Consider the following 21,939-nt stretch of genomic DNA (forward strand, 5'->3'; position numbering starts at 1 on the left):
GGTTAGGGCAGATATTTGTGGCCATGGTCACGTCTCACTCATCTGTTCTCTCCGGCACGCCGGTCGTCCCGGGGATCGTGCTGGCGCCCGTCCACGTGGTGCGGACCGAGGTCGACCCGCTCGCGCTGGCCGCCTTCGAACGGCGCGGCTTCGAGCACCCGGAGGACGCCCTCGCGGCCTACGAGGCGGCCGCCACCGCCGTCGCCGACGGCTACGCACGACGCGCCGAGACCGCCTCGGGAGCCGCCGCCTCCGTGCTGAGCGCGAGCGCCGGGCTGGCTCGTGACAAGGGGCTGCGCGTCGCCGTGGAGAAGCACCTGCGTGCGGGGGAGGGCCTGGTGGCCTCCGTCGGGGCGGCGGTCGAGCAGTTCGCGACGCTGTTCAGCGGGATGGGCGGTCTGATGGCCGAGCGGGTCACCGACCTGCGCGACATCGAGCGCCGGGTCCTGGCCCACCTCGCCGGTGAGCCCGAGCCCGGTGTCGACGTGCCCGAGGGGACGAGCGTGCTGGTCGCCGCCGACCTGGCGCCCTCCGACACCGCCGCCCTCGACCCGGCCCGGGTGGTCGCCCTCGTCACCGAGCGCGGCGGCCCCACCAGCCACACCGCGATCATCGCCCGCCAGCTCGGCATCCCGTGCCTGGTCGGGGTGGCCGGCGCGACCGGCATCGCCCCGGGGACCCTCGTGCTCGTCGACGGCCAGGCCGGCATCGTCGAGCTCGAGCCCGGACCGGACGCCGCCGCTAACGCCGAGGCCGACCTCGCCCGGCGGCAGGCGATCGCCGCCTGGACCGGTCCCGGACGCACCGCCGACGGCCACCCGGTCGCGCTCCTCGCCAACGTCGCCGACGGCTCCTCGGCACGGGACGCGGCGGCCGGCCAGGTCGAGGGCGTGGGACTCTTCCGCACCGAGCTCTGCTTCCTCGACCGGCGCGAGGAGCCCACCGTCGCCGAGCAGGCCGACGTCTACGCCGAGGTGCTCGCGCCCTTCGCCGGCCGCGGCCACGTCGTCGTACGCACCCTGGACGCCGGCTCCGACAAGCCGATCGCCTTCGCGACCCACGAGGGTGAGGAGAACCCCGCCCTGGGCGTACGCGGCCTGCGGCTCGCCGCCGACAACCCCGGCCTCCTCGAGCGCCAGCTCGACGCCATCGCGATCGCCGCCGAGCGGACCGGCGCCGAGACCTGGGTGATGGCGCCGATGGTCGCCACCGTCCAGGAGGCAGCCGACTTCGCCGCGCTCGTCCGCGCCCGCGGCCTCAAGCCCGGCGTCATGGTCGAGGTGCCGGCGGCCGCGCTGATGGCCCACCGGATGCTGGAGGTCGTCGACTTCCTCTCCATCGGCACCAACGACCTGACCCAGTACGCCATGGCCGCCGACCGGCTGGCCACCGACCTCGCCCACCTGACCGATCCCTGGCAGTCCGCGGTGCTGCAGCTCATCGCGATCACCGCCGAGGCGGGACGTACGGCCGGCAAGCCCGTCGGGATCTGCGGCGAGGCCGCCGCCGACCCGCTGCTCGCGCCGGTGCTCGTGGGCCTCGGCATCACCTCGCTGTCGATGGCTCCTGCGGCCGTCCCGGCCGTCGGCGCCCGGCTCGGATCGGTGACCGCAGGGCTCTGCGACGAAGCCGCCGAGGCCGCGCTCGGCGCGCTGTCGCCCGCCGAGGGCCGCGAGGCGGTCGCCAAGCTCCTCGCCTGATCGGGTGCCGGGCACACTGGGCTCATGCCCGCGCGCTACGTGTTCACCGAGACCTGGGAGCTCCCGTTGTCACCCGAGACGGTGCGGGACGCACTGGTCGACGTCGAGCGCTACCCGCGGTGGTGGCCGCAGGTACGGGCGGTGGCGAAGCTCGGCGAGGACGATGCCCTGCTCGTGTGCCGCTCGGTGCTGCCCTACGACCTGGAGATCGTGCTGCACGCCGTCAGCCGCGACCTGCCCACGCTGGAGGTCGGCATCGGCGGCGACCTCGACGGGTTCGCGCGCTGGACCCTGACGCCGGCGCCGAGCGGGAGCCGGATGATGTTCGAGCAGGAGGTCGTCGTACGCGGCCTGCTCGGCCTGGCCTCCCTCGCACTGCGACCGGTCCTGGCCTGGAACCACCGGCAGATGATGCTCGGCTGCCGGCAGGGACTGCCCGCCGCCGTCGGTTCGGCCTAGAGCGCCGAGCCCTTCTGGTATTCGGCCCAGGAGAGGTTCCAGTCGCCGAAGCCGTTGTCCCACTCCATCTTCCGGTCGGTGCCGGTGGTCTCGACGACGTCGCCGATGCGGGCCAGGCCGTAGAGCCAGGCGGCGTTGTCGGTGGAGATGCCGGTGCAGCCGTGGGAGACGTTGGCGTAGCCCTGGGAGCCGGTCGACCACGGGGCGGCGTGGATGAACTCGCCGGAGTTGGTCAGGCGCATGGCGTACTCGACGTCGTCGAGGGAGTAGTAGTCGCTCGAACCCTGGTCGGAGATGCCGATCGTCTCCGAGCGCATCTCCTTGACCCGGTGCTTCTCGGAGATCACCTTGATGCCCGAGCGGGTGATGAAGCCGGGCTTGCCGGTGGTCGCCGGGATCGTACGCAGCAGCTTGCCGTTGCTGAACACCTTCATCCGGTGGGTGCGGGCGTTGACCCTGAAGACGTGCGCGTCGCCGACCTTGTAGGTGGCGGTGCGGCTGTGCTGACCGTAGACACCCGCGCCCGCGGAGGCGCCGTTGATGTCGAGGTCGACCTTGATGGTGGTGCCGGGCTTCCAGTAGTGCTGCGGGCGGTAGCGGGCCTCGGTGTCGGAGACCCAGTACCAGGAGCCGGTCTGGGCCGGGGTCGCGGTGACGTGCATGCGCTTCTCGAAGGAGGCGTGGTCCTTGACCGGGACGTCGAAGTAGACCGCGACCGGCATCCCGACGCCGACCTCGGACTTGTCGACGGGGACGATGGTGGCGAAGGTCTGCTGGGCCAGCGAGAGCGAGCGGGTGCTGAAGCTGCTGGTGACCTTCCCGGTCTCCCCGGTGGCGGTGACGGTGTAGCGCAGCGCCGGGTCGAGGAGGTCGTTGGCGGTCCACGTCTTCTTGTCCGTCGAGAGCGAGCCGGGCACGGTGCGGCCGTCGGGCTTGGCGACCTTCACGCTCGTGAACTCGCCCGAGGTCGCGGTGACGGTCACGGTGCTGTCCACCGCGACGTCCTTGGCCCCGTCGGCGGGGAAGATCTTGGCGGTGAGCGGCTTCGCCGACGGCGAGGCGCTCGGCTCGCCCTTGGCGGCCGAGTCGGGGGACTCGGGGACCTCGGCACAGCCCGAGAGCACGAACAGGGCCACGGCGGCCACGACAGGGAAGGAACGAACCCGCATGGGATAACTATGCGGTAGGAGGCAACCGAATTCTCGGCGTGTCCGCGCGTGTACTGAAGGTTGTGGTGTTGTCGGTGCTGCCACGTACGGTATCTGCCGATGAGTGACACTCGCGTCGAGGCGGCGTACGCCGGGGCTCTGGCCGCCTTCAGGAACCCGATGCTCGACCTCCTGCACGGCCGGTTCGCGCCGTTCGTGGTGGCGGTGCTCTCGGTGACCTTCACCTCCGAGCGGGCCGCGGTCCCGGTGGTGGACGCGCACGCCGAGATCGGCGACATGCTCGACCGGCTCCGGGCCACCGGCCACGCCGAGGGCGAGGGCGGCGAGGTCATGCTCCCGGTCGGCACGGCGCGCGACCTGTGCCGCCAGTGGGTGCGGGCCGGGTGGCTGCTGCGCCAGATCGAGGGCGAGGACGAGGTCTACCGGCTCTCCGCCCACGCGGTGGGTGCCCTGGAGATCGCCGGGAGGGCGAGCGGCTCGCGGGCCCGGGTCTCGGAGTCCCGGGTCCGGACGCTGCTGGAGGCGGTCGAGCGGCTCGCCCAGGACGCCGACCCCGACGTGCTCACCCGGGTGGCCCGGCTGACCGAGGAGATCGCCGAGCGCCGCGCCGAGATCGCCCGCCTGGACCGCACCGGCGTGGTCGACACCGTGGATGACGACACCCTGCTCGAGCAGGCCGAGAACATCCTCCATCTGACCCGCGAGCTCCCGGCCGACTTCGCGCGGGTGGTCGAGTCCATCCGGGCGATGCAGCGCGACGTGGTGACCGACCTGCGCCAGGACGTACGCCCGGCCGGCGAGGTGCTGCGTGAGTACCTGCAGCGCGGCAAGGACGTGATGGCCTCGACGCCCGAGGGCAAGGCGTTCGCCGGTGCGCTGCGGATGATCGGCGACCCGCGCCGTCTCGACGACTTGGCCACCAACCTGCGTGCGGTGCTGCGGCATCGGTTCACGAAGGAGATGGGGCCGACCGAGCGGGCCGAGCTCGCCGCGGTCGGGCGGCGGATCGAGACGGGTGTCGCCGAGGTGCTGGCCGCCCAGCAGACCGCCTCCCACGTGATCACCACCCAGGTGCGTACGCACGACCCGGCCCGCGACCGGCAGGTCGACGACCTGCTGCGCGACGTCATGGTCGGCTTCCAGGCCTGGATGCCGTCCTCGCGGCCCGCCGAGGCCATCGAGCCGCTGCGCCGGCTGCCGCTCGCCGACCTGGGCCACCTGCGCCAGTCGGTCAGCGAGCTGCGCCCGCCCGAGCCGCCGGCGCCGCTGGCCGACTGGGGCGACGTGGAGAGCGCCGTCGAGGACACCAAGGCGTGGGGCGGGCCGGGATACCGGGCGATCGAGGCCCACCTGGACGCCTATGTGGCGGCCGCCGAGGGGCCGGTCGACCTGGCCGAGGTCTTCGCGGCAGCGCCGGAGGAGATCAGGCGACCGGTCGATCTGCTCGGGCTTCTCGAGATCGCCCACCGTCGCGGGATGGCCGAGACGGGGGAGATCTCCACCATCGAGGCGATCCGGGCCGACGGGGTGCGGCGCAGGTTCGCGTTCGGCGGGGTGAGGCTCGGCCCGATGATGGCGGAAGACGGCGAAGGGGATGACGATGAGTGACACCGTGACGGACGTGGCCTACGGCAGCGAGCCGGAGGGCTTCATCGAGCCGGTCTCGATGGAGGACGACCCGACCGAGCTCTTCGTCGGCGACCGCGGTGTCCTGGACGCCGACGTACGCCGGGTGCTGGTCCAGCTCCTGCGGCGGCGGTTCATCACCGCGGAGCGGAGCCCGCGTCAGTGGCGTACGCTGCTCGACCACCAGGCGGTGATCGAGTCACGGCTCCACGACCTGTTCGTCCGGCTCGTGGTCGACCACGACCGCGGGATCGCCTACAAGCGACAGGTGCGCTCGGAGGAGCTCGACGTGCCGGTGCTCCTCAAGGACGACGCCTACTCGCGCGCCGAGACGCTCGTCCTGGTCCATCTGCGCACCGTCTTCCAGCGCGAGCGTGGCGCGGGGCAGAGCTCCGCGCGCGTGGACGCCGACGAGCTGGAGCAGACCGTGCTCACCTACTTCGACGTCGCCAGCGGTGACGCGGCCCCGCGCCGCGAGATCCGCCGGGCCGTCGAGCGGCTCGCCCGCGAGGGGCTCCTCGAGGAGGAGTCCGAGGACCGCTACCGGATCACGCCCCTGGTCGAGATCGTGCTGAGCGTCGAGAAGCTGACCGAGCTCAAGGCGTGGCTGAAGGACCCGACGGGTACGACCCGGGTCGAGGTCGCGGGCGAGGCCGAGGAGCCTGACGACACTGACGATCTGGATGACCCGAAGAGCGGCGACGAGGCGGAGGAGACCGAGCGGTGAACATGATCGACAGCCTCTTCGGCCTCATCCCGGAGCGCTCGACCGGGCGGCAGTGGGTCGCGAGCGAGCTGCAGCTGGTCAACTGGGGCGGCTACGACGGCGCCCACCGGGTGCGCTTCTCGCCGACCGCGACGCTGCTGACCGGAGGCTCCGGGTCGGGCAAGTCGACCCTGATGGACGCCTACATCGCCCTCATCATGCCGCACACGACACCGTTCAACGGCGCCTCCAACGGCGGCGTCGTGGGCCGGCCACGGGGTCAGGACCAGCGCAACATCCTCTCCTATGCGCGCGGCAAGATCGACGAGGCGAAGACCGCCGAGGGCACCAAGATCCGGGTGCTGCGCGGCGACGGCCGCGACACCTGGTCGGCGATCGCGATGACCTGGGCCGACCAGACCGGCGCCCGCTTCACCGCGGTCCGTGCCTGGTACGTCCCCGCCTCCGCCAAGAACCTCGACGACGTGACCAAGCTCCGTGCCGTGGCCGAGGCAGGCTTCGACGTACGCGACCTGGAGCCGGTCGCGGCCCACCGGTTCACCCGCACCGCGGTCTCCGAGGTCGGGCTGACCCCGATCGACACCGACCGCGACTTCACCGCGCGGATCCACTCCGCGCTCGGCATCGGTGCGGCCGGCGACGGGGAGAAGGCCGTCAACCTGCTGGGAAGGATCCAGGCGGGCCAGCAGATCACCACGGTCGACGACCTCTACAAGAAGATGGTGCTCGAGGAGCCCGAGACCATCGCCACCGCCGACGGCGTGGTCGCCCACTTCGACGAGCTCTCCGCGACCCGCGACCGGATGGTCACCGCGCAGCAGCAGGTGCGTGCGCTGACCCCGATCCGCGAGCTCCGTGTCGCCATGGAGGACGCCGCCTCCCGGCTGGAGGTCATCGACGGGATCGGTGCCTTCGGCGACGAGACGACCCCCGCCGGACTGTGGCGGGCGGGCAAGCGGGTCGACCTGCTCAGCGAGCTCGAGTCCGACCTCAGCTCCCGCAGGAGCGCCGCGGAGAAGGCGGTGGCCGAGAAGCAGGCGCTGATCGACGCCGCCGAGTCCGAGCGCGACGGCCTGGCGGTCACCGTCGCGGCCTCCGGCGGTCGCCGCCTCGAGGAGGCCACCCGCGAGATCAAGGCCGCCGAGAGCCGCGCCGATCAGGTACGCCGCGCCCGCGAGGCGCTCGAGGCCGAGCTCGCGATCCTCGGCGCTGAGGCGACTACCCAGGCCGAGTTCGAGGCCCTCCAGACGAGCGCCCACGATGCCCTGGTCGACGACGACGCCCGCACCACCGCCCTCAACGCGTACGCCGCCGCGCGGTCCGCCGAGGCCGAGGCGATCAAGCTGGTCAGCCGGCTCGAGGGTGAGCTCGCCGATGCCGAGAAGACGAAGAACAACATCCCCGAGCCGCTGCGCGCGGCCCGCGCGGTGCTGGCCGAGGCGGCCGGACTGAGCCCCGCCGAGATGCCGTTCGTCGGCGAGCTGGTCGAGGTGCGCACCGAGCACGAGGCCTGGCGCGAGGCGTTCAACCTGGCGCTCGGCGGCTTCGCGACCACCATGCTCGTCGACGCGGCGCACGTCGGCGCGTTCCGGGCGGCGATCGACTCGGTGCGGCAGCGCACCCGGATCCGCTACGAGGCGGTCCCCACCGGGACGAAGGACACCACGATCCTCGACGAGGGCACCCTGCCGGGACGCCTCGACTACCGCCGCGGCGTGTTCACCGGCTGGCTCAAGAAGCGACTGGCCGAACGGCACGGCTACGTCTGTGTGCAGACCCCCGCGCTGCTCGGCCAGCACCGGATGGCACTGACCGTGACCGGCCAGGTCTCACAGGGGTCGCGCGGTGCTCACGGTGGCCAGGGCGGCGGCAACGTGCTCGGCTTCACCAACACCCGGCGCGTCGCCGAGCTCACCGACGTGCTCGAGACCGCCCGTCGCGATGCCGAGAAGGCGCGGACGGCGGTCGGAGAGGCCGAGCGGGCCATCAAGGAGCTCGATCTGCGGCGTACGTCCTTCAAGGCGGTCTCCGCGCTGACCTGGGACCAGGTCGACGTCGCCGGGGCCGAGGCCGAGCGCGACCGGTGGGCCGCGGTGATCGAGGAGGTCACCGCCGACAACCCGGAGATCGCCACGCTCCAGAAGCGGCTGAAGGAGGCGCGGGCCAAGGTCGACACGCTGCGCGAGGGCATCGGCGCCGCCAAGAGCGCGTTCAAGGAGCTCGACGCGCGCTGGAGCGACGTGGTCGAGCAGGTCGACCGCGCCAAGGACGCACTCGAGGAGGCGGCCGCCTCCGGCACCGAGATCGCCCCGGCCCAGGCCGACTACCTCGAGCAGCTCTTCAAGGCGGCCGGCGGTGAAGCGGCCGGCCGGCGCGAGGACGCACTCGCCGAGCTCGACGCGGTCTTCGCCCGCGCGGGCGAGAGCCTCGACGCCGACCGTGTCGGCGCACAGGAGACGATCGGCGCCGCCCGCGTGCAGCTCCAGCAGACCTTCGAGTCCTTCCTCGAGCGCTGGCCCAACCCCAACCTCCACACCGACCCGGACGCCTCCTACGCCGACTTCGACCGCCTCCTCGACGAGCTGCAGACCAGCGGCCTGCACGAGCTCGAGGTCGAGTGGCGCGACTCGCTGCTCAACCTGTCGGGCAACGACCTGACCAACCTCGACTCGACCCTGTCGCGGGCCGTGCGCGAGATCCGCGACCGGATCGACCCGATCAACCAGATCCTCGCCGAGCTGCCGTTCAACGACGACGACCACCGGCTGCGGATCGACACCCAGGAGGGCCAGTCGGCTGTCCGCGGCCGCTTCCGCAAGGAGCTCCGCGCGGTGCGCGACCTGATCGAGAGGGCCTCGACCAACGAGACCCGGGAGCAGGCCTACACCCGGATGTCGCGACTCATCGACCGGATGCGCCGCACGGCGCCCGACTTCGCCGACCTGATCGACGTACGCAACCACGTCCGCGTCAGCGCCGAGAAGGTCACCGCCGACACCGGTGAGCACGTCGCCCTCTACGACCACATCGGCGAGAAGTCCGGGGGCGAGTCGCAGGAGCTGGTCGCCTTCATCGTGGGCGCCGCGCTGCGCTACCAGCTCGGCGACGCCGGTGCCGAGCGACCGCGCTACGCACCTGTCTTCCTCGACGAGGCGCTGATCAAGGCCGACGCCCGTTTCACCGGCCGCGCGATCGGCGCCTGGCGGGGTCTCGGGTTTCAGCTCATCATCGGCGCGCCGAACGACAAGCACAGCGCCATCGAGCCGCACGTCGACGTGCAGTACACCGTGCTCAAGGACGCCGAGGGCCACTCGTTCCCGAAGCTCGAGGTCGGCCTCGAAGAGGTTCCGGCCGGCTGAGCGACGCCGCCTACGGCTGGATCGACAGGAACAGGAACGACGCCATCAGGACCAGGTGGACGAACCCCTGGAGGGCGTAGACGCGACCCTGGACGACCGTCAGCCCGGTGACGAAGACCGTGATCACCAGCAGCACGATCTGAGTCGGCTCCAGGCCGAGCACGAGCGGGCCGCTGAGCCAGATCATCGCGACGGCGATGGTCGGGATGGTGAGACCGATCGAGGCCATCGCGGAGCCGTAGGCGAGGTTGAGGCTGGTCTGCACCCGGTCACGCGAGGCGTTGCGGACCGCGGCGATCGACTCCGGGGCGAGGACGAGGAGGGCGATCACGACGCCGACGACGGCGTAGGGGAAGCCGAGGTTCTTCACGGTGCTCTCGATCGTGGGGGAGAGGACCTTCGCCAGGCCGACCACCGAGACCAGGGAGACCAGCAGCAGGGCCAGGCTGAGCCCCGCCTCGCCGGCCGAGGGCGGGTCGGCGTGGCTGTCCTCGTCGAGGTCGACGATTCCCGTCATCCGGCCGTGCTCGTCGCTGGTGACGGGCAGGAAGAAGTCGCGGTGGCGGACGGTCTGGGTGAAGAGGAAGGCGACGTAGAGCGCCAGCGAGGCGATGGCGGCGAAGGCCAGCTGCGAGGGTGAGTACTGCGGGCCCTGCGCGGACGTCGTGAACCTGGGCAGCACCAGGGTGAGACCGGCCAGGGCGATGACGGTGGCGACCGCCGAGCCGGTGCCGGCGGCGTTGAAGCTGACCAGCCCGTGCTTGAGGGCACCGACCATGAGCGAGAGCCCGACGATGCCGTTGAGGGTGATCATCACCGCGGCGAAGACGGTGTCGCGCGCATAGGTGCTGGTGTTGTCGCCGCCGCTGGTCATCAGCATCACGATCAGGCCGACCTCGATCACGGTCACCGCGATCGCGAGGATCAGCGACCCGAACGGTTCACCGACCTTGTGGGCCACGACCTCGGCGTGGTGGACCGCGCTCAGCACCGCACCGATCAGCACCGCCGCCACCACGGCGAGGATCGTCCAGTGGTCGTGGCGCAGCCATGCGAACACCAGCACCACCAGGGCGAGGATCGGCACGACCACTGACCACTGCAGGCGGCCCCGGACCGCTGGTGCGCTCATGGGCCGACCCTATCCCGGTGCGGGGCCACCGTCCGGATGCCCGACACGCGCTCGTAGCCTGAGCGGGTGTCCTCCACCTACACCCCTCCGGCAGCTTTCAAGACCCGTCCCGACCTGCTGGGGAGGTTCGGCATGGTCGGCTCGACGCACTGGCTGGCCAGCGGCGCGGCGCAGGCGGTGCTCGAGCGCGGTGGCAACGCCTTCGACGCGGTGGTGGCGGGCGGGTTCGTGCTGCACGTGGTCGAACCCCACCTCAACGGGCCGGGCGGCGACCTGGTCGGGATCTTCGCGCCCGCCGGCGGCGAGGCGACGGTGCTGATGGGTCAGGGGCCCGCACCTGCCGGGGCGTCCGTGGAGCACATGCGCGCCGAGGGCCTCGACCTGGTCCCGGGCTCGGGTGCGCTGGCGGCCGCCGTACCGGGGGCTGTCGAGGCCTGGCTGATGCTGCTGCGCGACCACGGGACCTGGGAGCTCGGTGAGGTCCTCGCCTACGCCATCGACTACGCCCGCAACGGCCACCCGATCCTGGGCCGTGCGGTCGCCACGATCGCGACCGTGGCCGACCTGTTCCGCGACCACTGGCCCACCTCGGCCGCGCACTGGCTCGTCGACGGCCAGCCCCCGGAGCCCGACACGATGGTCCGCAACGAGGCCTACGCGGCTGTGCTCGACCGCCTCGTGGCCGCCGGTGACGGTGCCGCTACCCGTGAGGAGCGGATCGATCGGGCGCGTGCCGCCTGGGGGAGCGGTTTCGTCGCCGAGGCGATCGAGCGGTTCGTACGCACCCCGCACCGGCACTCCTCCGGAACCGATCATTCCGGGGTGATCACGGCGGCCGACATGGCCGGGTTCTCGGCTGCGTACGAGAAGCCGGTGACGACCGAGTTCCGCGGCCACACGATCGCCAAGGCGGGGCCGTGGACGCAGGGGCCGGTGCTCCTGCAGACGCTCAACCTGCTCGAGCCGCTTGACGACGCGCTGCTCGACCCGAGCAACCCGGCCGGGGCGCACACGATCCTGGAGGCGACCAAGCTCGCGTTCGCCGACCGGGACGCCCACTACGGCGACAGTGCCGATCCGGCGGTGATCGCGACCCTCCTCTCCCAGGAGTACGCAGCCACCCGCCGCCCCCTGATCGCTGATGTCTCCTCGGCCGAGGTGAGGCCCGGGCTGGGTGCGACCGCTTTCCCGCCGCTGCGCGAGAGCTACGACCCGGCCGCCGCCGCGTCGGGCGTGGGGGAACCGACCGTCTCGCGCGACGGCGAGACCCGCGGCGACACCTGCCACATCGACGTCGCCGACCGCTGGGGCAACATGATCGCCGTGACCCCCTCGGGCGGGTGGCTGCAGTCCTCGCCCACGATCCCCGAGCTCGGCTTCTGCCTCGGCACCCGGCTGCAGATGACCTGGCTGGAGCCGGGGCTACCCTCGACGCTCACCCCTGGGCGTCGGCCGCGCACGACGCTCACCCCGACCCTGGTTCTGCGCGACGGGCGGGCCGTCACCGCCGTCGGTTCGCCGGGTGGGGATCAGCAGGACCAGTGGCAGCTGCTCTATCTGCTGCGCACTCTTGTCGGCGGCTATTCGCCCCAGGAGGCCATCGACGCCCCGGCGCTTCACTCGACGTCGTTCCCGGGGTCGTTCTGGCCGCGCACCTGGGTTCCTGCTGGCGCGGTGCTCGAGGATCGGCTCGGTCCTGGGGTCGTCGAGGATTTGCGACGTCGTGGTCATGCCGTCGAGCTGAGCGGTGACTGGTCTCTGGGGCGGCTCTCGGCGGTCACGCGGGATCCTGAGACCGGCGTGCTTTCTGCTGCTGCGAATCCTCGGGGGGCGCAGGGGTACGCGGTCGGGCGGTAGGTCCCGGCACCGGTGGTCGAGCTTGTCGAGACCACCCTTGAGGAAACTTCGCTTGGCGACTGTTGCTTCGTTTCAGGGTTCGCCGCCGACCCGATCTCTAGTGTTTCTCGATCGCGCGCCGCGTCAAGGACGCCCTTCGGGCGCCGGCTTCGCCGGCCGCTTCGCGGTCCTTGACCCGGCACCCGATCGAGAAAGATTTCGCCTATATCGGGGCGGCGGCGAGAGTGTGGCGCAGCACTCACGTGACTTGTTCGCTGACTGCGTAACTGGCCTCTGAACAGCATAAATGAGTAGCAGGTTCGCGTTCGAATGCATATAATAAGCACTATGTACGAGACCATCGATCGCCTCCTCGACGGGCCACCTCCCGGTGCGTCCGAGCGGGAGCTGGTCGACTGGATCGCCCGCCTCGAAGAGGTCAAGTGCACCGCGGAGGCCGTCCAGGCAGAAGCGTCGGTACGTCTTGAGGAAGCCGCTCGGGCACGCCAGCTCGAGGCCGGGGTCCCTGCCCGCAAGTTGGGCGAAGGGGTGGCCTCCCAGGTCGCGCTCGCGCGACGCGTCTCGCCCGATCGGGGTGCGAAGCTGCTCGGGCTGGCGAAGGTCCTCCTCGCCGAGATGCCGCACACCTTCGCGTTGATGAAGGCCGGATTGTTCTCGCAGTGGCAGGCCACCATCCTCGCCAGGGAGACCGCCTGCCTCTCACGCGAGGACCGCCGGGTCATCGACCACGAACTGTGCGCGACCGGGCCCGCAGGTGAACCCGCCCGGGCGATGGTGATGGGGCTACGGCAACTAGAGAGCGCCGCCAAGAAGCTCGCCATCACCCTCGACCAAGCCTCCGTGGTCGCCCGCGCCGCCAACGCAGAGAAAGACCGCCGCGTCAGCCTGCGGCCGGCACCGGACACGATGACCTGGTTGGGTGCGCTGTTGCCGGTCAAGGACGGCGTCGCGGTCTTCGCTGCCCTGGACCAGGCGGCCAATGCCGCCCGTGCCGCCGGTGACGAACGGACCCGGGGCCAGGTCATGGCCGACACCCTCGTCGACCGGATCACCGGACGCAGTACCGCTGAGGCGAAGCCTCGGATCGAGGTCAAGATCGTCATGACCGCCGACGCCCTCACCAACAATACCGATCAGCCCGCCCTGGTCGAGGGCTACGGCCCCGTCCCCGCCACCTGGGCCCGGGAGGCCTTGGCCGACGCCGAGGTCTTCGTCCGACGCCTGTTCACCGACCACGCCGGCCAGCTGGTCGCGATGGAGTCCCGCTCACGGAAGGCACCCGACGGGCTGGCCGAGTTCATCACCACCCGCGACGGCGGCATCTGCCGCACCGTCGGGTGTGATGCCCCGATCCGCAACATCGACCACATCGAGCGTCACGCGGATGGCGGAGAAACCAGCGCCCAGAATCTGCAGGGGCTGTGCGAACGATGCAACCAGGCGAAGGAAGCGATCGGCTGGCAGGCCAGACCCGGACCCGATGGCAGCATCATCACGGTCACACCCACCGGGCACACCTACACCAGCCCACCACCCGACACCTGGGCACAAGATCCACCACCTTTGTCTCGGGCAGAGTTCACGCTGCGCGACGTGCTCCTCGATCACACCCTTGCGGCCTGACGACCAGGCAGGCTCGAGGCTTCGAGAACTTTCTTCGGATCAGTGCTTGACCCTGACGCTACGTCAGCCCTGCACGCTTCTTCCACGGCCCCAAAACAGGGAGCCGAAACCACCGAAGAAAGAAGCAGAACATGAACAACATCCTCACCCGGCTCATCGGTGACAAGAAGGACTGGAAGCGCATGGAAGCCCGTGCCAACGAACTCCCCGCCGACTACCGCACCGTGTATGCCGAGATGAAGAGCTACATGTGGCGCTTCACCACCGGCGACGGCATGGACATCGTCGACATCCTGCGCGACATCCTCGACCTCTTCGAGACCGAAGCCGCCGCCGGCCGCAGCGTCGTCGAGGTCACCGGACCCGACCTGGCCGCGTTCTGCGACGCCCGACTGCCCGAGCAGCAGGACGTCTACCGGGACAAGCTCCGGGTCAGCCTCAACGAGGTCGCCCAGAAGCTGTCGTGACGTCCGAAAACGTAAGAGCCCCGCTGGCGTCTCGGGTCACCAGCGGGGCAAGAACAATGTTGCCGCATCACCAAAGAGGTTGTCACCCCTTTTCGAGAAATTCTGCAGAATTTTGCATTGCAGAGTTCTGTGGCTCGTCAGGAGCTGCTCAGATGACCGCCCCGACGTCCTTGGCCACGATGTTGTCCATGGCGCGCTCGGCGACGGCGGCGATGGTCATCGACGGGTTGCAGGCGCCCGTGGTGCCTGGGATGAGGGCGCCGTCGAGGACGTAGAGACCGTCCTGGCCCATGACCCGCCCGTCGAGGTCGCAAACGGTGCCCATGTTGGCGCCACCGAGCGGGTGCCAGGTGCTGTTGACGATGGTGTTGGTGTCGATCAGGGCACCGAGCCCACCGCTGATCTTGGAGACCCGCTCGTGGATGGCCCGGTAGCTCGCCGCGTCGCCGCCGAAGGGGAAGCGCAGGCTCACCGAGTCGGTCAGCGAGCTGTAGCGGAAGCTGCCACGGTCGGCGCTGACCCCGAAGCCGACCAGCATCGTGCCGCCCAGGTCGAGGCCGAGGGGGAGTGGTGGCAGCGACGCCTGGATGACGGTGTTGGCCGTCTTGGGGTCTGCCCACTCCTGGCTCTGGTAGACGACGGGCCCGCCCTGCGTACCGGTGAGATTCTCGTCGAAGGGGCGCCACATGTAGATCCGGTCGCCGTTGGTGCCCCAGCCCTGGCCGAGCTGCTCGGGAAGGTCGGGGATGGTCCCGGTGGCCGCGGCGCGGACCAGGAGCTTGCTGGTGTTGAGCGAGCCCGCCGCCATGATCAGCGCCCCGGTGGTCATGATCTTCTGCTCGACCACGTCGCCGGTGTCGTCGGTGCGGTCGACGTGGACCTCCCAGCGACCGTCCGCGGCGCGCGCGACCGAGGTGACGTTGTGGCGGGTCGCGACATGCACGAGCCCGGTGGCCTCGGCCTGCTGGATGTAGGTGACGTCGACGGAGTGCTTGCCGCCGTTGTTCACGCCGAGGGCGCAGTCGCCGTTGGTGTAGGACGGAGCCATCTCGCCGCGCAGCTCCGCGAGCGCGTAGGACCAGTCGATCGGCATCGGGATCTTCCGCAGGTCGTAGCCGGCGGCTCGGACGCGGGCGCCGAACGTACGCGAGACCCGGTAGTTGTCCGAGGCGATCAGCTCGTCGGGCGCGGTCGCGGCACCGAGCATCCGGGCCACGCGCGGGTAGTGGACCCGGTCCATGAGGTCGTAGTCGAGCTCGTTCGGGAACCAGGTGTTGAAGACCTCCGCGGAGGGTTGCAGCGTCATGCCCTGGTAGACCAGCGAGCCGCCGCCGACCCCGGCCGCGCACATGGCGAGCATGTTCTGGCCGAGGACGGGCTCGAGGAGACCGACGTACGGGCCGAAGTTCAGCGGCGTGCCGAGCAGCGTCTGCAGCGGCTTGAGCGCCGCCGGCGCGGTGGTGTGGAACAGCACCCGCTTGTCGAGCGAGCGGATCGTCGGGAAGGTCTGCGCGTCAGGACCTGTCGGCCAGCGGCGACCGCGCTCGAGCACGGTGACCGGTACGCCCGCCTCGGCCAGCCTCAGGGCCGCCACGCCGCCGCCGAACCCGGAGCCGATGACGACCGCGCGGTGCTCCTCCCGAACCAGTCGTACGCGGCGGGGCGAGAAGGCCGCGGCCGGACCGGGAAGCAGCCCGGTCGCAGCGGCGCCGGCCGCACCCGCGGCCCCGGCGAGGAACGTACGTCTGGTGGCAGATATGGACAACGAGGACATGGTCAAGGGGGCTCCCTCGGCTCGCGGATCGTCGGCTGTTGCCGCGTAAGAGTTGACGAACGGGCCTGGTGTGTCAAGGCTCACTGCGCCGTTCTGGACAACTGTGTCCGGTACGCGACACCTCGCCGAGCGGGCGACCCAGCAACGCAGGCGGCGCAACCACAGCCATGTAGGCTGACGGCACTTCCAACAGGTAAGGACGATCTGAACCCCGATGGACGGACCGCAACCCGGCCAATATCCATGCCCGCCGTCTGATTCGAGGCTGTACCGAGCGAGGTCGGCTCGATGACCGAGGTCCTGTTCATTCTCCTGGCGCTGCTGCTGGTCGCCGCCTGTGGCGTCTTCGTGGCGGCCGAGTTCTCCTTGGTCACCGTCGACCACTCCCAGGTGGAGATGGCCGCCGAGCAGGGTGACAAGCGTGCCCAGGGCGTGCTGCGCGCGATGAAGGAGCTCTCCAGCAACCTCTCCGGCGCACAGGTCGGCATCACCGTGACCAACCTCGGCATCGGCTGGATGTCGGAGCCGGCGATCGCCGAGCTGATCGACGCGCCGCTGCTCGCCACCGGACTTCCGGAGGGTGCGGTGACGCCGATTGCGCTGACCGTCGCGCTGATCCTCTCCACCATCGTGACGATGCTCTTCGGTGAGCTCGTCCCCAAGAACCTCGCTCTGGCCCTGCCGCTGCAGACCGCCCGCGTCACCCAGGGTCCGATGCGGGCCTTCACCCGGATCATGCGCGGGCCGATCAAGGTGCTCAACGGCACCGCCAACGCCATCGTCCGCCGCCTGGGCATGGAGCCGCAGGAGGAGCTGCGCTCGGCGCGCAGCTCGGCCGAGCTCTCCTCGCTGATCCAGCGCAGCGCCCACGAGGGCACCCTCGACGCCGACACGGCCGAGCTGATGGAGCGCTCGGTGGAGTTCGGCACCCGCACGGCCGGCGAGATCATGACCCCGCGCGTACGCGTCCACAGCCTCGACCACAACGACCGCGCCGAGACGCTGATCGAGCTCACCCGGCGTACGGGCAACTCGCGCTTCCCGGTGCTCGACGACAACGAGGCCGTGGTCGGCACGGTGCACGTCAAGGCGGCCGTGGCGCTGCCGGTGCACGAGCGGCCCACGGCCAAGGTCAAGCACCTGATGGTGCCGCCGGTCGTGGTGCCCGACTCGCTGCGGCTGGATCCGCTGATGGCGCTGCTGCGCGCGGAGGGGTTCCAGCTGGCCGTCGTGCTCGACGAGTACGGCGACCAGGCCGGCATCGTCACCCTCGAGGACGTGATCGAGGAGATCGTCGGCGATATCGCAGACGAGCACGACCCGCTCAGTGCCCGCGCCCGGCTGCGCCGTGACGGCGGCTGGTCGCTCTCGGGGCTGCTGCGCCCCGACGAGGTCGAGGACATCACCGGCGTCGCCCTGCCCGAGGGGGAGGACTACGACACCGTCGCGGGCCTGATGCTGAGCCTGCTGGGCCGCATCCCCGAGCGCGGTGCGACCGCCGAGCTGACCGTGCCCGGCAACCCGCCGCCCGACTCCGATGACGACGACGTCTACGCGAGGTACGTGCAGCTGACCGTGGAGGTCATGGACGGGCGCAGGATCGACCGGATCTCGATGCAGGTGATCGGCTGATGTCGACGACGATGGGGCTCCTTCTCGGCCTGGTGCTGCTGCTCGCCAACGGCTTCTTCGTGGGCTCGGAGTTCGCGCTGGTCTCGGCCCGGCGCAGCCAGATCGAGCCGGCCGCGCAGGCCGGGTCGCAGATGGCCCGGATCACCCTGCGCGCGATGGAGAACATCAGCCTGATGATGGCCGGCGCCCAACTGGGCATCACGGTCTGCTCGGTGCTGCTGCTGGCGATCACCGAGCCGGCGCTCGCGCACCTGCTCGAGCCCGGCTTCGACCTGATCGGCCTGCCCGAGGCGTTCCACCACCCGGTCGCGTTCGTGATCGCGATGCTCGTGGTCACCTACCTGCACGTGGTCATCGGCGAGATGGTGCCGAAGAACATCGCCCTGGCCGGCCCGGACAGGGCCGCCCTGGTGCTCGGCCCGGCCATCTACGCGGTCGTCTACGTGCTGCGGCCGATCATCGTGGCCTTCAACTACGCCGCCAATCTCTGCATCCGGGCGCTCGGCATCGAGCCCAAGGACGAGGTGAGCTCTGCGTTCACCCGTGCCGAGGTGGCCGCCATGGTCGAGGAGTCACGCGGCGAGGGGCTCCTCGAGGAGGACGAGTACGGCCGCCTGACCGGCGCGCTCGGCTTCACCGAGAAGACGGTCGCCAAGGTCACCATCCCGATCGCCGACTGGACGATCGTGCCGCGGGGTGCCTCGGGCGCCGACATCGAGGCGGTGTGCGCCTCGACCGGCTACAGCCGGTTCCCGGTCGCCGACGACGGCGGGGAGCTGGTCGGCTACCTGCACATCAAGGACGTGCTCGAGCCCGACGAGGCACGCCGGCGTCAGCCGGTCCAGAACAAGTGGATCCGCCCGTTCGCGACGGTCACGCCCGACGACGCGCTCCACGAGACGCTCGAGACGTTGCAGCGCCGCGGCGCCCACATGGCCCGGGTCGTGCGCGAGGACGGCAGCGCCATCGGACTGGCGACGCTGGAGGACGTCATCGAGGAGCTCGTCGGCGAGATCCGCGACGCCGCCCATGCCGATGACTCCACCCCTGCCGAGTAAGCACTAGGGTTTGTCCGTGCCGCGTCTGGTGACAGAGGAGAGCCTGCAGATGCCCAACCGTCGATCCGGTGATCCCCGCCTGCAACATGGCCGGGGCTCGCGGCAGCGACCGCCGGGCTCGGCAGACCGCAACCAGCCCGTACTCGGCAAGCTGCTCAGCATCCTGCGGCTGGTCTACGCCCCGGTGGTGCTGTGGGCGGTGATGATCGCCGAGGACGACACGATCGCGCTGGCCGCGTTCGGCCTCGCGGTGGTCACCGACCTGCTCGACAGCTGGCTGAACCGCAAGCAGCTCGGCGGCCGCCGTGCGGGCGAGCTGCTCGACGTGGTCGCCAACACCGTCTTCGTCCTGGCCGCGACGCTCGCGCTCTGGCAGATCGACGTGATCCCGTGGCCGATCGCGCTGCTGGTGCCGCTGCGGCTCGTGGGCCTGCTCGCGATGATCCCGGCGCTGCGCAGCCGTGGGGTGCGTACGCTGCCGGTGCATCTGCTCGGCAAGGTGGCCGCCTTCTGCCTGCTGGCCTCCTTCCCGCTGCTCTACCTCAGCCACGACATCCCCGAGCAGCTCGACCTCGGCCTGGAGCCGAGCCTGCCGATCCAGGTGGCGCAGGCGTTCGGCTGGGCGTTCGCGCTGTGGGGGATCCTGCTGCTGTGGTGGAGCCTGGTCCTCTACGCCCAGGAGGTGCGTCGCCTGATGGCCACGACCCCGCCGCTGGAGAAGGGCGGGTCGGCCCGTGCCTGACCAGATCCCTGGCGAGGACCTGCGCGCCTACGTCACCAAGCCGCTGCTGGACCGCATCACCGACCAGTCGATCGACTCCGACTACAAGGCCGCGGCCGCGCGGCGGGAGCCCTCGGCGGAGGAGCTGGGCCGGCGGCGCCGACCGGGCGTGTGGGCGATGGTGGTCGTCGGGCTGTTCGCGCTGCTGGCCACCACCGCGGCGGTGCAGACCTCCCGCAACGAGGACATCCGCCAGACCAGCAGGCAGGTCCTGGTCGACCGCATCGAGCAGCGCCAGGACCGGATCGCCGACCTGCACCGCCAGATCTCCGCTCTCCGGGAGGACAACCAGCGGAGCGAGGGGTCGTTGAACTCGCTCCGTCTTCGGGCGAAGTCCGCCTCCTCGACCGCGGTCGAGACCGCGGAGGAGACCGGGTTCGCCCCGGTGACCGGCTCGGGGATCAGGATCACCATCGACAATGCCGCCGATGGCAACGAGGGCGGCACCGTCCGCGACTACGATCTCGCCGTGATCGTCAACGGACTGTGGGAGGCGGGGGCCACCGCCGTGTCCGTCGACGGCCAGCGGGTCACCGCGCGCAGCGGCGTGATCACCTCCGGCGCCACGCTCCGGATGAACGACGTCTCGCTCTCGCCGCCCTATGAGGTGTCGGCGATCGGCGACACGCGTACGCTGGCCGCACGCTTTGCCGAGACGGTCTCCGGCGCGATGATCCACACGACGACGCAGGACTACGGGATGCCCTACGACGTCGAGAACATCGACCGGCTGACCCTACCGGCGGCGCCGGCCGACCTGTTGGAGCTGACCCAGCTGGGGGCCGACTCCGACAAGGGCTCGAAGCGCAACGACAACAACGACGAAGACACCGAAGAGAACAGCGAAGGGGACCGCGAAGAATGATCGCCGTCATCGGCCTAGTGATCGGCATCGTGCTGGGACTGTTCTTCCAGCCCGAGGTGCCTGTCGGTCTGGCGCCCTACCTCCCGATCGCCGTCGTCGCCGCGCTGGACGCCGTCTTCGGTGCGTTGCGGGCGTTCATGGACGGCATCTTCGACGACAAGGTCTTCGTCGTCTCGTTCATCAGCAACGTCGTCATCGCCGCCGGCATCGTCTACCTCGGTGACCGCCTCGGCGTCGGTGGCCAGCTGTCCACGGGCGTGATCGTCGTCCTCGGTATCCGCATCTTCACCAACGTCGCAGCCATCCGGAGGCACATCTTCCATGCCTGACCGGAAGAGGAGGCCACCGGTGAAGCGCACCGCGGCCAAGCGGACCCCCGCGAAGAAGGCACCGGCGAAGAAGCCCGCCACCCCGGCGGAGGAGACCGTCACCGAGGACGTCACCACGCCCGAAGCCTCGGACGAAGGTACGCGGCCTGCTGAGCAGGAACCCACGGAGTCTGTCGAGACGACCGACGCCCCTGACGCCGAGGAGCCGTCGGAGACGGAGGTGGCCGAGGAGAAGGCCGAGGAGGGTCAGGAGGCCGGGGCCGACGAGGCCGCCGACGAGCCTGAGCAGCCGGTCGCCGAGGAGGGTTCCGAGAAGGAGCCCGAGGAGTCGGACGACGTCGAGCCTGTCGAGCCCGTCGACTTCGTGGAGCCTGACGAGCCTGTCGGGTCAGCCGGTGTGGAGGATCCTGCGACGGAGGACGCCGACGGCGCCGAGGATGCCGACGAGGTGGACGCGGCCGACGCCACGGAGCCCGACGAGGTCGAGGACGCGACGGGCGACGAGCACGCCGAGGAGAACGCCGAGGTCGCCGAGGCCGAGGAGCTGCCGACGACCCAGAAGGCCGATGAGCCCGATGAGTCCGACGAGTCTGAGAAGGAGCCTGAGGAGGAGCCGGCGCCGCTGGTCGGCCGGGCCCGCCTCTTCGACGCGCTGACCCACTTCCGGCGCGGCCAGGTGGCCGTGGCGGTCCTGCTCTGCGTACTCGGCTATGCCGCCGTGGTGCAGGTCCAGACGAACACCGAGGACTCGACCTACGCCGGCCTGCGCGAGCAGGAGCTGATCGACATCCTCTCCGGCCTGGCCGGCACGACGCAGAAGGCGCAGGAGCAGATCGAGGAGCTCGAGGCGACCCGCGACGAGCTCGAGGACCAGACCCTCCAACAGCAGACCGCGCTGCAGCGGGCCGAGGAGCAGGTCGACACCCTCCGGGTGATCGCCGGGACGGTGCCGGTCAGCGGGCCGGGCATCACGATCGAGATCGACCCCGGCGCCGACCCGCTCCGGCTGACCGCCCTCCTCGACCTGATCGAGGAGCTGCGTACGAGCGGTGCCGAGGCGATGGAGATCGAAGGGGCCGACGGCGAGGCCGTACGTCTGGTCGCGTCCACCTCGATCGAGGTCAGCCAGCCCGCTCCCGGCCTCAACGTCGGCGGCGAGCTGATCAGCCCTCCCTACCGCCTCCAGGTGATCGGTCCGCCCGACACGCTGGCGGGCGCGATCGACTTCTACCAGGGCCCGCAGGACCAGCTCGAGGAGCAGGGCGCGGAGGTAAAGGTCGAGTCGGAGGAGAAGATCGACATCGAGTCGATTCACACCGTGTCCCGCTGACCGTTTCGTCGGTGGGGCGCAGTAGGGTTTCGTCAACCGGCTCGCGGGACG

General features: G+C 70.6%; 17 protein-coding genes. 14 read left to right on the forward strand and 3 right to left on the reverse strand.

What is annotated here, in order from left to right:
- The first annotated feature begins 23 nt into the window (after positions 1 to 23).
- Both ACWZJV_RS28045 and ACWZJV_RS28050 read left to right on the forward strand, forming a co-directional pair.
- On the forward strand, positions 24 to 1,700 hold the full coding sequence (locus tag ACWZJV_RS28045; RefSeq protein WP_457179719.1) for a putative PEP-binding protein: 1,677 nt from the start codon (positions 24 to 26) through the stop codon (positions 1,698 to 1,700).
- 24 nt (positions 1,701 to 1,724) lie between these two features.
- Positions 1,725 to 2,159, forward strand: coding sequence for an SRPBCC family protein (locus tag ACWZJV_RS28050; RefSeq protein ID WP_457179720.1), 435 nt, complete (start codon positions 1,725 to 1,727; stop codon positions 2,157 to 2,159).
- Here the strand turns inward: ACWZJV_RS28050 and ACWZJV_RS28055 are convergent.
- Complete coding sequence (locus tag ACWZJV_RS28055; RefSeq protein WP_457179721.1) at positions 2,156 to 3,328, reverse strand: Ig-like domain-containing protein; 1,173 nt, start codon at positions 3,326 to 3,328, stop codon at positions 2,156 to 2,158. The two genes, ACWZJV_RS28050 and ACWZJV_RS28055, sit on opposite strands and share 4 nt — an antisense overlap.
- Before the next feature lie 99 nt (positions 3,329 to 3,427).
- Between ACWZJV_RS28055 and ACWZJV_RS28060 the strand changes: the two genes are divergently transcribed.
- Genes ACWZJV_RS28060 through ACWZJV_RS28070 form a run of 3 tightly spaced genes read left to right on the forward strand, consistent with a single transcriptional unit; the run spans position 3,428 to position 9,040 of the window.
- Positions 3,428 to 4,936, forward strand: coding sequence for a DUF3375 domain-containing protein (locus ACWZJV_RS28060; protein ID WP_457179722.1), 1,509 nt, complete (start codon positions 3,428 to 3,430; stop codon positions 4,934 to 4,936).
- Complete coding sequence (locus ACWZJV_RS28065; protein ID WP_457179723.1) at positions 4,929 to 5,681, forward strand: DUF4194 domain-containing protein; 753 nt, start codon at positions 4,929 to 4,931, stop codon at positions 5,679 to 5,681. Before ACWZJV_RS28060 ends, ACWZJV_RS28065 begins: the two co-directional genes overlap by 8 nt.
- 2 nt (positions 5,682 to 5,683) lie before the next feature.
- Positions 5,684 to 9,040, forward strand: a complete 3,357-nt coding sequence (locus ACWZJV_RS28070; protein ID WP_457182010.1) for an ATP-binding protein — start codon at positions 5,684 to 5,686, stop codon at positions 9,038 to 9,040.
- A gap of 10 nt (positions 9,041 to 9,050) precedes the next feature.
- Here the strand turns inward: ACWZJV_RS28070 and ACWZJV_RS28075 are convergent, their stop codons facing one another.
- Positions 9,051 to 10,172 (reverse strand): calcium:proton antiporter, encoded by a 1,122-nt coding sequence (locus tag ACWZJV_RS28075; RefSeq protein WP_196874196.1) that lies wholly within the window; start codon positions 10,170 to 10,172, stop codon positions 9,051 to 9,053.
- 66 nt (positions 10,173 to 10,238) lie between these two features.
- On the opposite strand from ACWZJV_RS28075, the gene ACWZJV_RS28080 reads away from it, so the two are divergent.
- The 3 genes from ACWZJV_RS28080 to ACWZJV_RS28090 all read left to right on the forward strand — a co-directional run bounded on the left by ACWZJV_RS28080 (position 10,239) and on the right by ACWZJV_RS28090 (position 14,119).
- Complete coding sequence (locus tag ACWZJV_RS28080; protein WP_457179724.1) at positions 10,239 to 12,029, forward strand: gamma-glutamyltransferase family protein; 1,791 nt, start codon at positions 10,239 to 10,241, stop codon at positions 12,027 to 12,029.
- 327 nt (positions 12,030 to 12,356) lie between these two features.
- Positions 12,357 to 13,652: a DUF222 domain-containing protein gene (locus ACWZJV_RS28085; RefSeq protein WP_457179725.1), complete on the forward strand. Its 1,296-nt coding sequence runs from the start codon at positions 12,357 to 12,359 to the stop codon at positions 13,650 to 13,652.
- A 131-nt stretch (positions 13,653 to 13,783) separates the two neighbouring features.
- Complete coding sequence (locus ACWZJV_RS28090; protein WP_457179726.1) at positions 13,784 to 14,119, forward strand: DUF1048 domain-containing protein; 336 nt, start codon at positions 13,784 to 13,786, stop codon at positions 14,117 to 14,119.
- Between the two features lie 148 nt (positions 14,120 to 14,267).
- Here ACWZJV_RS28090 and ACWZJV_RS28095 read toward each other — a convergent pair whose 3' ends face one another.
- Positions 14,268 to 15,884, reverse strand: coding sequence for a GMC oxidoreductase (locus tag ACWZJV_RS28095; protein WP_457179727.1), 1,617 nt, complete (start codon positions 15,882 to 15,884; stop codon positions 14,268 to 14,270).
- A gap of 297 nt (positions 15,885 to 16,181) precedes the next feature.
- On the opposite strand from ACWZJV_RS28095, the gene ACWZJV_RS28100 reads away from it, so the two are divergent.
- The 6 genes from ACWZJV_RS28100 to ACWZJV_RS28125 are packed head-to-tail and all read left to right on the forward strand — an operon-like array spanning position 16,182 to position 21,888.
- On the forward strand, positions 16,182 to 17,525 hold the full coding sequence (locus ACWZJV_RS28100; protein WP_457179728.1) for a hemolysin family protein: 1,344 nt from the start codon (positions 16,182 to 16,184) through the stop codon (positions 17,523 to 17,525).
- Positions 17,525 to 18,583, forward strand: coding sequence for a hemolysin family protein (locus ACWZJV_RS28105; RefSeq protein WP_457179729.1), 1,059 nt, complete (start codon positions 17,525 to 17,527; stop codon positions 18,581 to 18,583). Before ACWZJV_RS28100 ends, ACWZJV_RS28105 begins: the two co-directional genes overlap by 1 nt.
- A 49-nt stretch (positions 18,584 to 18,632) precedes the next feature.
- Positions 18,633 to 19,325, forward strand: a complete 693-nt coding sequence (locus ACWZJV_RS28110; RefSeq protein WP_196874192.1) for a CDP-alcohol phosphatidyltransferase family protein — start codon at positions 18,633 to 18,635, stop codon at positions 19,323 to 19,325.
- Complete coding sequence (locus ACWZJV_RS28115) at positions 19,318 to 20,229, forward strand: DUF881 domain-containing protein (RefSeq protein ID WP_457179730.1); 912 nt, start codon at positions 19,318 to 19,320, stop codon at positions 20,227 to 20,229. The genes ACWZJV_RS28110 and ACWZJV_RS28115 overlap by 8 nt, the downstream gene beginning before the upstream one ends.
- Positions 20,226 to 20,558, forward strand: coding sequence for a small basic family protein (locus tag ACWZJV_RS28120; RefSeq protein ID WP_008359542.1), 333 nt, complete (start codon positions 20,226 to 20,228; stop codon positions 20,556 to 20,558). The genes ACWZJV_RS28115 and ACWZJV_RS28120 overlap by 4 nt, the downstream gene beginning before the upstream one ends.
- Before the next feature lie 19 nt (positions 20,559 to 20,577).
- Positions 20,578 to 21,888, forward strand: coding sequence for a DUF881 domain-containing protein (locus tag ACWZJV_RS28125; protein WP_457179731.1), 1,311 nt, complete (start codon positions 20,578 to 20,580; stop codon positions 21,886 to 21,888).
- Positions 21,889 to 21,939 lie beyond the last annotated feature (51 nt).

It is taken from the genome of Nocardioides sp. WG-D5, assembly GCF_054031175.1.

Coding starts and splice junctions, on each gene's coding strand:
- ACWZJV_RS28045 (WP_457179719.1), top strand. CDS start 24: ATGGTCACGTCTCACTCATCTGTTCTCTCCGGCACGCCGGTCGTCCCG.
- ACWZJV_RS28050 (WP_457179720.1), top strand. CDS start 1,725: ATGCCCGCGCGCTACGTGTTCACCGAGACCTGGGAGCTCCCGTTGTCA.
- ACWZJV_RS28055 (WP_457179721.1), bottom strand. CDS start 3,328: ATGCGGGTTCGTTCCTTCCCTGTCGTGGCCGCCGTGGCCCTGTTCGTG.
- ACWZJV_RS28060 (WP_457179722.1), top strand. CDS start 3,428: ATGAGTGACACTCGCGTCGAGGCGGCGTACGCCGGGGCTCTGGCCGCC.
- ACWZJV_RS28065 (WP_457179723.1), top strand. CDS start 4,929: ATGAGTGACACCGTGACGGACGTGGCCTACGGCAGCGAGCCGGAGGGC.
- ACWZJV_RS28070 (WP_457182010.1), top strand. CDS start 5,684: ATGATCGACAGCCTCTTCGGCCTCATCCCGGAGCGCTCGACCGGGCGG.
- ACWZJV_RS28075 (WP_196874196.1), bottom strand. CDS start 10,172: ATGAGCGCACCAGCGGTCCGGGGCCGCCTGCAGTGGTCAGTGGTCGTG.
- ACWZJV_RS28085 (WP_457179725.1), top strand. CDS start 12,357: ATGTACGAGACCATCGATCGCCTCCTCGACGGGCCACCTCCCGGTGCG.
- ACWZJV_RS28090 (WP_457179726.1), top strand. CDS start 13,784: ATGAACAACATCCTCACCCGGCTCATCGGTGACAAGAAGGACTGGAAG.
- ACWZJV_RS28100 (WP_457179728.1), top strand. CDS start 16,182: ATGACCGAGGTCCTGTTCATTCTCCTGGCGCTGCTGCTGGTCGCCGCC.
- ACWZJV_RS28105 (WP_457179729.1), top strand. CDS start 17,525: ATGTCGACGACGATGGGGCTCCTTCTCGGCCTGGTGCTGCTGCTCGCC.
- ACWZJV_RS28110 (WP_196874192.1), top strand. CDS start 18,633: ATGCCCAACCGTCGATCCGGTGATCCCCGCCTGCAACATGGCCGGGGC.
- ACWZJV_RS28120 (WP_008359542.1), top strand. CDS start 20,226: ATGATCGCCGTCATCGGCCTAGTGATCGGCATCGTGCTGGGACTGTTC.